Source organism: Pseudoduganella sp. SL102 (assembly GCF_027856995.1).
GTDB lineage: Bacteria > Pseudomonadota > Gammaproteobacteria > Burkholderiales > Burkholderiaceae_D > Rugamonas > Rugamonas albidiflava.
In genome coordinates this window covers 6,712,280-6,724,998 of sequence record NZ_CP115554.1, presented here as the reverse complement: position 1 = coordinate 6,724,998, position 12,719 = coordinate 6,712,280, and the positions used below count along the sequence as shown (strand labels likewise).

Annotated in this window: 12 protein-coding genes; 8 read left to right on the top strand and 4 right to left on the bottom strand. The window is 65.1% G+C overall.

Features of this window, described 5'->3' with window-relative positions; genetic code table 11:
• Positions 1-113: 113 nt before the first annotated feature.
• From OU994_RS28435 to OU994_RS28425, 3 genes are read right to left on the bottom strand one after another with little or no spacing between them, the layout of a single operon-like run.
• Entirely contained in the window at positions 114-845 is a 732-nt protein-coding gene (locus OU994_RS28435) for an AAA family ATPase (RefSeq protein ID WP_281611743.1), read from the bottom strand.
• 8 nt (positions 846-853) lie between these two features.
• Entirely contained in the window at positions 854-1,441 is a 588-nt protein-coding gene (locus OU994_RS28430) for a response regulator transcription factor (protein WP_131144011.1), read from the bottom strand.
• 17 nt (positions 1,442-1,458) lie between these two features.
• On the bottom strand, positions 1,459-3,462 hold the full coding sequence (locus OU994_RS28425; protein WP_131144012.1) for a PAS domain-containing sensor histidine kinase: 2,004 nt from the start codon (positions 3,460-3,462) through the stop codon (positions 1,459-1,461).
• Between the two features lie 129 nt (positions 3,463-3,591).
• Here OU994_RS28425 and OU994_RS28420 point away from each other — a divergent pair, with 129 nt between their 5' ends.
• From OU994_RS28420 to OU994_RS28390, 7 genes are all read left to right on the top strand, one after another.
• Positions 3,592-4,581, top strand: a complete 990-nt coding sequence (locus OU994_RS28420) for a TRAP transporter substrate-binding protein (RefSeq protein WP_131144013.1) — start codon at positions 3,592-3,594, stop codon at positions 4,579-4,581.
• Between the two features lie 78 nt (positions 4,582-4,659).
• Complete coding sequence (locus OU994_RS28415) at positions 4,660-5,217, top strand: TRAP transporter small permease (protein WP_131144014.1); 558 nt, start codon at positions 4,660-4,662, stop codon at positions 5,215-5,217.
• Entirely contained in the window at positions 5,214-6,500 is a 1,287-nt protein-coding gene (locus tag OU994_RS28410; protein WP_281608636.1) for a TRAP transporter large permease, read from the top strand. Before OU994_RS28415 ends, OU994_RS28410 begins: the two co-directional genes overlap by 4 nt.
• 546 nt (positions 6,501-7,046) lie before the next feature.
• Positions 7,047-7,571 carry a methylated-DNA--[protein]-cysteine S-methyltransferase gene (locus tag OU994_RS28405; RefSeq protein WP_229420674.1) on the top strand — a complete coding sequence of 175 codons (525 nt, stop codon included), beginning with the start codon at positions 7,047-7,049 and terminating at the stop codon, positions 7,569-7,571.
• Entirely contained in the window at positions 7,547-8,446 is a 900-nt protein-coding gene (gene xerD, locus OU994_RS28400; RefSeq protein ID WP_281608635.1) for a site-specific tyrosine recombinase XerD, read from the top strand. The genes OU994_RS28405 and xerD overlap by 25 nt, the downstream gene beginning before the upstream one ends.
• Before the next feature lie 49 nt (positions 8,447-8,495).
• The gene (locus tag OU994_RS28395) at positions 8,496-8,747 is read left to right on the top strand and encodes a hypothetical protein (RefSeq protein ID WP_281608634.1); all 252 of its coding nucleotides are present in this window, start codon (positions 8,496-8,498) and stop codon (positions 8,745-8,747) included.
• A 254-nt stretch (positions 8,748-9,001) separates the two neighbouring features.
• The gene (locus tag OU994_RS28390) at positions 9,002-11,131 is read left to right on the top strand and encodes a bifunctional diguanylate cyclase/phosphodiesterase (RefSeq protein WP_281608633.1); all 2,130 of its coding nucleotides are present in this window, start codon (positions 9,002-9,004) and stop codon (positions 11,129-11,131) included.
• A 6-nt stretch (positions 11,132-11,137) separates the two neighbouring features.
• Here OU994_RS28390 and OU994_RS28385 read toward each other — a convergent pair whose 3' ends face one another.
• Complete coding sequence (locus OU994_RS28385; protein ID WP_281608632.1) at positions 11,138-12,166, bottom strand: endonuclease/exonuclease/phosphatase family protein; 1,029 nt, start codon at positions 12,164-12,166, stop codon at positions 11,138-11,140.
• Between the two features lie 36 nt (positions 12,167-12,202).
• Here OU994_RS28385 and ybaK point away from each other — a divergent pair, with 36 nt between their 5' ends.
• The gene (ybaK, locus tag OU994_RS28380) at positions 12,203-12,694 is read left to right on the top strand and encodes a Cys-tRNA(Pro) deacylase (protein WP_131144020.1); all 492 of its coding nucleotides are present in this window, start codon (positions 12,203-12,205) and stop codon (positions 12,692-12,694) included.
• Positions 12,695-12,719: the final 25 nt, after the last annotated feature.

Here is a 12,719-nt window from a genome sequence, read left to right as displayed (position 1 = left end):
AGACAGGGAGCTTAGGTCAGGGGAGTTCATGTCAGGGGAGTTCAGGTCAGGGGAGTTCAGGTCAGGGGCCTGGCGGCCGGACGGGGCAGGGCGAACCTTGCCGCCGGGACCGGTCACGGTTCCTCGCCGAGCAGCGTGTCGAGCATGCGGCGGGGGTTGCGCAGGAAGTCCAGCGTCACCTGGTAATGCTCGGTGTCCTCGTAGTCGGTGCGGCGCAAGCCGTCCGGCAGGCAGGCGTAGATGCGCGCATCCGGATAGGCCATCAGGATCGGCGAGTGGGTGGCGATGATGAATTGCGAGCCGCCTTTCACCAGCTGGTGGATGCGCGCCAGCGCGGCCAGCTGGCGCTGGGGCGACAGGGCCGCTTCCGGCTCGTCCAGCAAATACAGGCCCTGGCCGCGGAAGCGGTGCGTCAGCAGTGCCATGAACGATTCGCCGTGCGACTGTTCGTGCAGCGGCCGGCCGCCGTAGGAGTCCAGCGGGATGCCCAGCCGTTCCACCTCCGTGGCCACGTTGAAGAAACTCTCGGCGCGCAGGAAGTAGCCGTCACGGGGCCGCCGGTAGCCGCGCGCGATGCGCACATGCTCGTGCAGGTCGGAATGCGAGGCGCGCGTGCCGAAGTTGAAGTTGCGGCTGCCGCCTTCGGCGTTGTAGCCCAGCGCCACCGCCAGCGCTTCGAGCAGGGTCGACTTGCCGCTGCCGTTCTCGCCCACGATGAACGTCACGGCGGGATGGAAGGCCAGCTTGTCGAGGTGCCGCACCGCGGGCAGCGAGAACGGATAGCGCTCGAAGTCCGGCACCGTGTCGCGCAGCAGCGCCATGCTGATCGCGAACGCGGGCGACATCGCCATGGCTATTTCAGCAAGCCGGCCAGTTCGACGGCCGTCTTCACCTGCATCTTGTCGAAGATATGGGCGCGGTGTACCTCGACGGTGCGCATGCTGATGCCCAGTTCGTCCGCGACCACCTTGTTCATCTTGCCGGCCAGGATCAGGTCCAGCACTTCGCGCTCGCGCGAGGACAGCGTGGCCAGCCTGGCGTGCACGGCCGCATGCGCGCTGGCCTGCTGCGAGCGGGCCAGGCCTTCCTGCACGCGGTCCATCAGGTCGTTGTCGTTGAACGGCTTTTCAAAGAAGTCGAACGCGCCGCGCTTCAGGGTATCGACCGCCATCGGCACGTCGCCATGGCCGGTCAGGAAGATCACCGGCAGGCGCTGCGCCAGGCCGCGCGCATGCAGCTGGTCGAACACGGCCACGCCGTTCATGTCCGGCATCCGCACGTCGAGCAGCACGCAATCGCCGGCCGGATCGAACTGTCCCGCTTCCACATAGGCCAGGAACTTGGCGCCGCAATCGTATGTGGTGGCGGGAATGGCGCGCGACGAGGCCAGCCACGACAATGAGTCGCGCACCACTTCTTCATCATCGACGATATGCAGCATATGAATGTCTCCAGAAACTAGGCTTGCGCCGCGGCCGGGACGGATGCCGGCAGCGTGAAGGTGAATATGGTACCGCCTCCGGGGTTGTCCCGGTGCGTCAGCGTCCCGCCATGGAACTCGATCGCCGTGCGGCAAATGTTCAGGCCCATGCCCATGCCCTGCGCCTTGGTCGAGAAAAACGGCGAAAACAGCCGTTCGGCCACCTCTTGCGGGATGCCATGGCCATTGTCGATCACATTGACGATGACCTGGCCGGTCGCGCTGTCCTGCTGCCCTTCGATGCGCAGCACGCGCCGCTGCAAGGGCACGGCAGCCATCGCCTCGATGCCGTTGCGCGCCAGGTTCAGCAAGACCTGCTCGATCAGGATGCGGTCGGCCCGCACCTGCGGCAGGTCGGCCGGCAGCGCCACCTGGAGCGCCACGCGGTGCGGCCGCGCCTGCAATTCGATCAGCGCGCGGATGCCTTCGATCATCGTCGAAATTTCCACGTCGAGCCGCTCGGTTTTCCGCTTGCGCACGAATTCGTGCACGCTGCGGATGATCTGCCCGGCGCGGCGCGCCTGGGTGCCGGCCTGTTCCAGCGCCGGCTTCAGGGTGGCCGGATCCACGCCCGGCCGCGCCAGCAGGTTCAAGGCGCCGGTGGTGTAGCTGGAAATGGCCGCCAGCGGCTGGTTCAGTTCATGCGCCAGCATCGAGGCGATCTCGCCCATCGTGGCCAGCCGGCTGGACGCCTGCAGCTTTTCCTGGTGCTCGCGGTTCAGCTCTTCGATGCGCTTGCGGTCGGTGATGTCCAGGATCGACCCCATCCAGCCGGTATGGCGGCCATCGTTGTCCACCAGCGGCGCCTCGAAGATCAGCACGGGGATGCGGGTGCCGTCCGGGCGCTGGAAGATGGTCTCGAATTGCGGGGTCACCGTGCCCTGCAGCACGTTGTGCAGCCGGTGCTCGTATTCGGCCATCACTTCGGCCGCCCAGTAGGGCATCGGCGGCCGGCGGCCCACCAGTTCCTCTTCCGTGTAGCCGACCATCTGGCAGAACGCGGGGTTGACGTAGGTGATGGTCCCCTCCAGGTCGCGCGCGCGCAGGCCCGTGACGAGCGAATTTTCCATCGCGGTGCGAAACGCCATCTGCTGGCGCAGCGCCTCCTCGGCGGCCAGGCGCCGGGAAATGTGGCCCCACAGCGCCAGCAGGCTCCACAGCAGCGCCAGCGCCAGCACGATCACCGAGCCCACCAGCAGGTTCGGCAGCAGCTTCGGCGCGGCCTTGACGCTGTCGGTCATCAGCGTGATGGTGGCGCCCGGCAAGTCGAGCGCGCGCTTGTGGGTGTACACGCCGTGCCCCGGCCCGGCGGCGGCGCGGCGGGCCAGGATCTCGTCGTCGCGGTTCAGCAGCGTCACCTGGTTATCCTGCGCGAACCACCACGGCACCATTTCTTCCAGGATGGCGGACAGCTGGTAGGTGGCCACCAGCGTGCCCAGGTAGGTGGCACCCCGGTACAGCGGCAAGTGGTAATCCATCATCATCGCGCCCGGCGTGCCCGCCGCCGGATACGCCGTTTGCGGCGCCGGCTCGCTGTACACGCCGCTGCGGCCGAGCCGGGCGCGCTCGGCGGCGTCGCGCGAGGCGGCCGACAGCCGCGCCACCGGCGGCGGCGCTTCCTCGCTCGATGCGGCCACGTCGCCTTCCGGCGTGACCCACATCACGCGTTTCAGTTCCAGGCCCGTCTTCAATTCGCTGGCCATGCGGTCGTGCAGGCGCTTGACCGTGGCGCCGGCGAGGATTTCGTTGGCCACGCTTTTCAGGTCTTCCTCATGGCGGCCGAGCTGGAAGCGGATGGTCTGCTCGACCCACAGCGTGTCGGCGATCAGCTGCTCCTGGCGCTCGTTGCTTTCCATCTGGCGCGCCTGCCACGGCAGCCAGATTAGAATGGCCAGGAACAGCAGCACCAGCACAACGGGCATCAGCCAGCGCGCGGAACTGGGGAACGGCAGGCGCGCCGCCATGGAACGAAGGGAGGTCATTGTCGGAGGGTAACCATTCTGGTCCTGCCGGGTATTGTGGTTTTCCACAGTATCCCCTTGCCGGGGGGTTATGCAGAATGTAATTGCAGGAATAATAAATGTAACTTCCATATTTGGGGACACACACGCATGAAGCTCAAGACCATCCTGGTCGCCCTTGCCGCGACCGCCTGCTTCACCAACGCCTTTGCTCAATCGCCGATCGTCATCAAGTTCAGCCACGTGGTGGCGACGGACACGCCGAAAGGCCAGGCCGCCGCCCGTTTCAAGCAGCTGGCCGAGCGCGCCACGAACGGCCGCGTGAAGGTGGAGGTCTATCCGAACAGCCAGCTGTACAAGGACAAGGAAGAACTCGAGGCCCTGCAGCTGGGCGCCGTGCAGATGCTGGCGCCGTCGCTGGCCAAGTTCGGGCCGCTGGGCGTGAAGGAATTCGAGGTGTTCGACCTGCCGTATGCGTTCCCCACCAAGCAGGCACTGTACAACGTGACCGAAGGGCCGATCGGCAAGAGCCTGCTGAAGAAACTGGAATCCAAGGGCATCACGGGCCTGGCCTATTGGGACAACGGCTTCAAGATCATGTCGGCCAACAAGCCGCTGACGTTGCCCAGCGATTTCCGCGGCCTGAAGATGCGCATCCAGTCCTCCAAGGTGCTCGATGCGCAGATGCGTTCCCTGGGCGCCAACCCCCAGGTGCTGGCCTTCTCCGAGGTCTACCAGGCCTTGCAGACGGGCGTGGTGGATGGCACCGAGAATCCGCCGTCGAACATGTACACCCAGAAGATGCACGAAGTGCAGAAATACGCCACGGTGTCGAACCACGGCTACCTGGGCTACGCGGTAATCGTCAACAAGAAATTCTGGGATGGCCTGCCGGCCGATATCCGCACCGCGCTCGAAGGGGCGATGCGCGAAGCCACCACGTATGAAAAGGCGATCGCCCAGCGTGACAACGACATGGCGCTGGACGCGATGAAGAAGTCCGGCCGCACGCAGTTCATCACCCTCAATCAGCAGCAGCAGGAAGCGTGGAAGAAGGTGCTGCTGCCGGTACACAAGCAGATGGAAGGCCGCATCGGCGCCGACCTCGTCAACGCGATCGCGAAGGAAAGCGCGAAGTAATTCGCCGTGGGGCGGCAGCTTGCCGCCCCGTTGTTCCTGACGTACCGGCCTCCCGGCCGGCTCCCCCGAAAGTCACCCATGAAATTCCTGGACCACCTGGAAGAGTGGCTCATCGCGTCCCTGATGGGCGCGGCCACCTTCATCATCTTCGTGGCGGTGGTGCACCGCTACCTGTCCGGCTTGCCGATTCCCTGGCTGCAGGACGAACTCATTCAGATCAATACCAGCTGGGCACAGGAACTGTGCATCTACATGTTCGTGTGGATGGCCAAGTTCGGCGCCGCGTACGGCGTGCGCACCGGCATCCACGTCGGTGTCGACGTGGTCATCAACCGCCTCGCCACGCCGTGGCGCAACAAGTTCATCGTGTTCGGCCTGCTGGCCGGTGCGCTGTTTACCGGCATCGTCGGGGCGCTGGGCGCCTCGTTCGTGTGGGATATCGGCCACACCGACCAGACTTCGCCCGACCTGGAAGTGCCGATGTGGCTGGTCTACCTGGCCGTGCCGGCCGGTTCCTGGCTGATGTGCTTCCGCTTCCTGCAGGTGATGGTGCATTTCGTGCGCACCGGCGACCTGCCGAAACACGACCACGCCCATGTCGAAGGCCTGGATGACGAACTGGGAGCGAAGGCATGAACGCGCTGATCATCTTTTCACTGCTGCTGGTGCTGATGCTGACCGGCATGCCGATCTCCATCTCGCTGGGCCTGACGGTGCTCACGTTCCTGTTCACGATGACGCAGGTGCCCATCGAGGCGGTGGCGCTGAAGCTGTTTACCGGCATCGAGAAGTTCGAGATCATGGCGATCCCGTTCTTCATCCTGGCTGGCAATTTCCTCACCCACGGCGGCGTGGCGCGGCGCATGATCAACTTCGCCACGTCGATGGTCGGGCACTGGCATGGCGGGCTGGCGCTGGCCGGCGTGCTGGCGTGCGCGCTGTTCGCGGCGGTGTCCGGTTCCAGCCCGGCCACGGTGGTGGCGATCGGCTCGATCATCCTGCCGGCCATGGTGAAGCAGGGCTTCCCCAAGCGTTTCGGTGCCGGCGTGATCACCACGTCGGGCGCGCTGGGCATCCTGATCCCGCCGTCGATCGTGATGGTGATGTATTCGGTCACCACCAACACCTCGGTCGGCGCGCTGTTCATGGCGGGCGTGGTGCCGGGCATCATGCTGGCGTTCCTGCTGGGGTTGACGACGTGGGCGCTGGCGAAGAAGCGCGGCTATCCGCGCATGCGCAAGGCCACCTGGGGCGAGCGCCTGAGCGCATTCCGCAAGAGCGCATGGGGGCTGCTGCTGATCCTGATCGTGATGGGCGGCATCTACTCCGGCCTGTTCACGCCCACCGAGGCGGCGGCCATGGCGGCCGTGTATGCCTTCGTCATTGCGGTGTTCGTGTACAAGGACCTGAAGCTGCGCCAGGTCGGCAAGGTCTTGCTGGATTCGGCCTCGATGTCGGCCATGCTGCTGTACATCATCACGAACGCCGTGCTGTTCTCGTTCCTGATGACGAGCGAAAACATTCCGCAGGAAATGGCCGCCTGGCTGACGGCGCAAGGCCTGGGCAAGATCGCTTTCCTGCTGGTGGTGAACGTGATCTTGCTGGCGGCGGGGAACTTCATGGAGCCGTCGTCGATCGTGCTGATCATGGCGCCGATCCTGTTCCCTGTCGCGGTCGCGCTGGGTGTCGACCCGATCCATTTCGGCATCCTCATCGTCGTCAACATGGAAGTGGGGATGTGCCATCCACCGGTCGGGCTGAACCTGTACGTGGCATCCGGCATCACGAAGATGGGCATCTCGGAATTGACCGTGGCCGTGATGCCATGGCTGCTGACGATGCTGGCCTTCCTGATGGTGGTGACCTACGTGCCGGAAATTTCGCTGTGGCTGCCCCGGCTTGTGTACGGCCCGATGTGACGGCCGATATGGCGACCGATGTGACGAAAATGTGACGCGCCTAGCAAACTTTCGAAAACATTGCCATAGTTAATTTATGCTCAAGGCAAATATTTTCTTGCTACAAAAAAACAGGAGAAATGCGCGTTTGGATCAGTTATGATCGCTCCTGTTTGGTGCAGCACATATCGATATGCACCAAGGTAGCAACGAATATGCGGGTTAGTGGGGAGTGGTAATAAAAACGGCATGCCGGAGACGGCGATAAATCGAGGAGACACGCGGTTCACAGTATGTTGTTGGCATCACTGCTGAAGGCGGCCAAAAGCCAGCCGCGGCAGGACCAAACAACCGGAGCCGCGCCAAAGCAATACTTAAAACGCACCAGAAGGTGCGTTTTTTTTCGTCCGTGCATTCATGGCGCTCCCTGGCTCTCCCTGGATCGCCGTGGTGAAACGTCATGGCGAGTCCGGCAGCGATGCACCGCGAAACGCCCCGTCCACAGGAGCTCTGGTACGCCATGCGGCGTTCGTGTAGCATGTTTGCCACAGTAGTCTGGAGTTAATTGTGACGCAAATACAACAAGCCGCCGACCTGTTCGCGGCCATCGTTTCCACCCCGTTCGGCGCGCTCGGCATTCGCACCGGTGGCGCCGTCGTCAGCGAGCTGGTGTACCTGCCGGCCAGCTTCGCCGACAAGGCGCCCACCGATGCGGTTGCCGAACGCGCCGCCGCGCAGGTACGGCGCTACTGCGAGGATGCCGATTTCGTTTTCGACTTGCCGCTGGCGCAGGTCGGCAGCGCATTCCAGCGCAAGGTGTGGGATGCCATCGGGGCGATCCCGCGCGGTGAAGTGCGCACTTACGGCGAGATCGCCAAGTTCGTCGGCTCGATGCCGCGTGCGGTGGGCCAGGCGTGCGGCGCAAATTATTTTCCGCTGGTCATTCCATGCCACCGCGTGACGGGCGCGCAAGGCCTGGGCGGCTTCGCCGGCAGCGACGACCGCAACGGCTTCACGCTGGACGTCAAGCGCTGGCTGCTGGCGCACGAAGGGCATCGCGAATACGCATGGCAGCAAACGACCCTGCTCTGATCGATGAATTCTGCGACACGCTGTGGCTGGAAGACGGCCTGTCGAAGAACACGCTGGATGCCTACCGGCGCGACCTGAAGCTGTTTTCCGCCTGGCTGGCGCAGGCCCGTCCCGGCACCGGCCTGCTGGCCGTGCATGCCGGCGACATCGCCGGCTATTTCGCCGCCCGGCATGGCGACACCAAGGCCAGTTCGTCGAACCGGCGGCTGTCGGTCCTGAAACGCTTTTACCAGCAGGCGCTGCGCCGCCAGCGTATCGCCGAGGACCCCTGCCTGCAGCTGGCATCGGCGAAGCAGCCGGCCCGCTTCGTCCACACGCTGTCGGAAAGCCACGTGGAAGCGTTGCTGGCCGCGCCGGACGTGCGCGAGCCGCTGGGCCTGCGCGACCGCACGATGCTCGAGCTGATGTATGCGAGCGGCTTGCGGGTCTCGGAACTGGTGGCGCTGAAGGTCACCGAGCTCGGCTTGAACGAGGGCGTGGTGCGCATCACCGGCAAGGGCAAGAAGACCCGCCTGGTACCGTTCGGCGGCGAAGCCCGGCAATGGATCGAGCGCTACCTGCGCGACGGGCGCGGCGTGATCCTGAATGGCCAGCAGGACGATGCGCTGTTCGTCACGGGCCGCGGCGGGCCGATGACGCGGCAGATGTTCTGGGTGGTCGTGAAGAAATGCGCGCGCAAGGCGGACATCACCGCGCCCCTGTCGCCCCATACGCTGCGCCATGCCTTCGCCACGCACCTGCTGAACCATGGCGCCGACCTGCGCGTGGTGCAGCTGCTGCTCGGCCATGCCGACATTTCGACCACCCAGATCTATACCCACGTGGCGCGGGAACGGCTGAAACAGCTGCATGCGCTGCATCATCCGCGGGGTTGAAAAATCTGCGATGCTAATCTGTCGCATAATGTCGGCAACGGAGGCAGTCATGGCAAAAACGAATTTTCAGTACGAGAAGCGGCAACGCGAGTTGGAAAAGAAGCGCAAGGCCGAGGAAAAGGCCAAGCGCAAGGAAGAGGCGAAGCACCGCCCGGCCGGCGAGCAGCAGGCCGACACGGCAGGATACGAGACGGAGGAAGACCAGGTCGAGGAAGGCCGGGTCGAGGAAGGCCGGGTCGAACAGGGCCAGGCCGAGGAAGGCCAGGCCGAGGAAGATACGACGGCCCTCAGGCAGGGCTGAACCGCGCTGCGAGGAGAACACACGGTGCTCAGGCAGGGCTGAACCGCGCTGCGAGGAAAACACCACGGTGCTCAGGCAGGGCTGAACCGCCCTGCCGTAGCGGACATCGGAAACCGGCCACCGCTTGCAAGGCAGGTTTGTCCGGAGAGCGCTGGCGGTTCCCGCTTTTGTATTTGGGCAACAAAATTGCCGTACAAGCAGCCATTCTTGAGCCAGCGCAAGCGCGCGCCTGGCAGGGCGGCAAGAATGGCACGATGGCCCCGCAAGATCACCTTTCCCCCTCCGCACAGCGAGCCGCGCCGAATCCGGCGCTGGCCGCCCTCGACCTGATCGCCCGCCTCGTGGCGGCGCTGGAACACACGCCACTGGTGGCCGTGTGCAGTATCGACCGCGAAGGCCGCATCCGTTTCTGCAACCGGGCCTGTGCCGACTTGTCCGGCGTGGCGCCGGAAGCGGTGGTCGGCCAGCCCCTGAAGGGCTTGTTCTCGCGCGGCGACCGCGAAGCCGAGCACGACGCCCTGGTGGAGCAAGCCTGGCGCACCGGCCAGCATTCGCCGATCGGCGACTGGCGCGTGCGCACCGCCAGCGGCCACGAGCTGTGGCTGTATTCCACGCTGGTGCCGGTGTACCACGAAGGCGAATTGACGCAGGTGTTCTGCATGGACGTCGACGTCTCGGCGCGCAAGCACGCCGAGCGCACGCTGTACCTGGCGGCCCAGGTCTTCGAGAACAGCCGCGATGCGATCCTGCTGATGGACCGCGACCGCCACGTCATCTCGATCAACCGCGCGTATTCGGAAATCACCGGTTACGGCAGCGGCGACATGCCGGGCAAGCCGCTGTCGGTCTACCGTTCCGGCATCGAGGATGAAACCTTCTTCCGCGCCGTCTGGGACCAGATCGAGGCCACCGATCACTGGCAGGGCGAAATCTGGTCGCGCCGCAAGGGCGGCGAACTGTTTCCCGCCTGGCTGGCGCTGACGGCGATCCGCGACAGCCACGGCCAGATCAGCAACTACATGGCGATCGTTTCCGACATTACCGAACGCAAGCGCTCGGAAGAACAGACGCGCCACCTGGCCGAACACGATTTCCTGACCGACCTGCCGAACCGCGTGCTGCTGCTCGACCGCCTGTCGCTGGCCCTGTCCGCCGCGCGCCGCAACGGCAGCATGCTGGCGATCCTGTTCCTGGACCTGGACCGCTTCAAGCGCATCAACGACACGCTGGGCCACCAGGTGGGCGACCAGCTGCTGCAGGAAGTGGCCGCGCGCCTGCTGAAATGCGTGCGCAAGGTCGATACCGTCAGCCGGCAGGGTGGCGACGAGTTCGTCATCATCCTGGCCGGCATCGGCGGCATCGACCACGCGGCGCACGTGGCGGACACGATCCGGCAGGCGATCTGCCAGCCCTATGCGATCGGCAGCCACGAATTGCACGTGTCCACGTCGATCGGCGTGTCCATCTTCCCCAGCGATGGCGACGATATCGACACCCTGGTGAAGAACGCCGACATCGCGATGTATCACGCCAAGCAGGGCGGCCGCAACAACTTCCAGTTCTTCAGCGCCGAGATGAACGAACGCATCGTCGAACGCGCGTCCTTCGAGCAGGGCTTGTGCCGCGCGCTGGCCGAAGGGCAGTTCGAGCTGGCGTTCGAGCCGGAGCTGGACATCGCCACCGGCACCCTGGTGGCGCTGGAAGCGCTGATCCGCTGGCGCCACCCGGAGCTGGGCCTGCTGTTGCCGGAGCGCTTCCTCGGCGTTGCGGAAGAGGCCGGCCTGATGGTGCCGATCGGCGACTGGGTGCTGCGCGAGGCTTGCCGCCACGCGCGCCGCTGGCATGACGGCGGCCAGGCGGTGGCGGTGGCCGTCAACCTGTCGCTGACGCAGTTCATGCAGCGCGACCTGGTCGACCGCGTGCGTGCCGCGCTGGCAGCGGCCGGCCTGGAAGCGCGCTTCCTCGAGCTGGAGCTGACCGAGTCCATCATCATGAAGGGGGGCGGCGCCACTGCCGCCACGCTGCACGGGCTGCGCGCGCTGGGCGTGCGGCTGTCGCTGGACGACTTCGGCACCGGCTGGTCGCGCCTCGGGCAGCTGAAGGATTACCCGATCGACAAGCTGAAGATCGCGCAAGCTTTCCTGCGCGATGGCGGCGATGAAACGGTGATTCGCACCATCATCGCGATGGCGCGCAGCATGCGGATGACGGTGATCGCGGAAGGGGTGGAGACCCCGGGGCAGCTGGCTTTCCTGCGCGGCGAAGGGTGCGACCTGTACCAGGGCCGCCAGGCCGAAGCGGCGGTGCAGGACAGCGGCCAGGGCGGCCTGGGCAGTGTGGGTAGCCTGGCTGGCCAGGGCAGGGCGGATGCCGGGCTGCCGTAAGGCGCGTCAGAACAGCCGCATCCGCACCAGCACCTGCCCATGGTCGGACGCCTCGGGCCGCTCCAGCCGCAAATGGTCGTTGAAATAGCTGACGTCGACCACCTCGCCGATCGCGCGCGGCGAATGCCGGTTGAATTCCTCCGACACGAGCACGTGGTCGATCGTCGAGTAATGCCCTTCGTGGATGCTGGTATAGCCCACGTGGCGCAAGTGGTCCTGGCGCAGCTGGATCTGGTTGCTGTCGTACAGCCGGCCGCGGCGCTCCTCGGCCTGGACGCCATCCGCACCGCTGCGCCTTCCTCGCTCGCCCGCCACGCCTAGGGCGCTCCCGTCTTCCGCCAGGCTGCGCGTGCCGCCGGTGCCCAGCACGATCGTGGTGGTGACGGCATCGGCGGTGTCGTTGAAGTCGCCGAGCACCACGCATGGGCGGCGTGCCTCGCGCATCATCTTCGACAGCAGCACACGCAGCGCCACCGCCTCGGTGCCGCGCCAGACGAGCGAGCGCAGGCTGGCCATCGCATAGTGCAGCGGGTCTTCACCGCTGTCGCCGCTGCGGTAATCGGGACGGCGCGATTTCAGGTGCACCACCACCACGTCCACGGTGCGCTCGCCGGGCAGAACCACTTGCACATGCAGCGGCGCGCGAGCGAAGCGGTCGGAGTCCGGATTGCCGGAATCGCAGGGTACGTCCGCGGGAAAACTCGCATACACCGCAGGCGTGCCGGCGAAGGGCAGGCGCGACACGATGGCCACGCTCGGCGTCAGGCGGTGCGCCCGCGGATCCGGGTCGAAGCCGGCATGCAGCGCTTCGCCATACTTGCGGGTGCGGGACAGGACATCGCGCAATGCCGCCTGCGAAAAGATTTCCTGGAAGCCGATCACGTCCGCGTCGAGTTGATCGAGTTGCTGCGCGATCCAGTTCGCCTTGGCGTCGTAGCCTTCGGGAGTCAGGGGCTCGAGGTTGTCGTACAATTTCACGCCCGGCGGGGCGAGGTTGCAGACGTTGAAGGTCGCAAAGCGAATTTCTTCCTGCATAATGAGAAACTCCTTTTCAAACGATCGTAACACGGCATGGCCAAGAAAGAGCACATTTCAGAGACCCCGGCAACCGCGCTGCTCAGGCAGCACAAGGTGCCGTTCAGCGAACACCCTTACGAGTACGAAGAACATGGCGGTACCTCGGTGTCGTCGCGCGCACTGGGTGTCGACGAGCACCACGTGGTCAAGACACTGGTGATGCAGGACGAAGCCGCCAAGCCATTGATTGTGCTGATGCACGGCGATCGCAAGGTGTCGACGAAAAATTTGGCGCGCAACATCGGCTGCAAATCCGTCGAACCGTGCAAGCCGGAGGTCGCGCAGCGCCATTCGGGCTACATGGTGGGCGGTACGTCGCCGTTCGGCACGCGCAAGGCGATGCCGGTATACGTCGAAGCATCCATCCTCCAACTGGAAACAATTTATATCAATGGCGGCCGGCGCGGTTTCCTGGTGGGCATCGCCCCGCGCACATTGACCGAGGTGCTGGGCGCGCGCCCGGTCACCTGCGCGCTGGCCGACTGATCGCCACGTGCTCCACCCATACTCC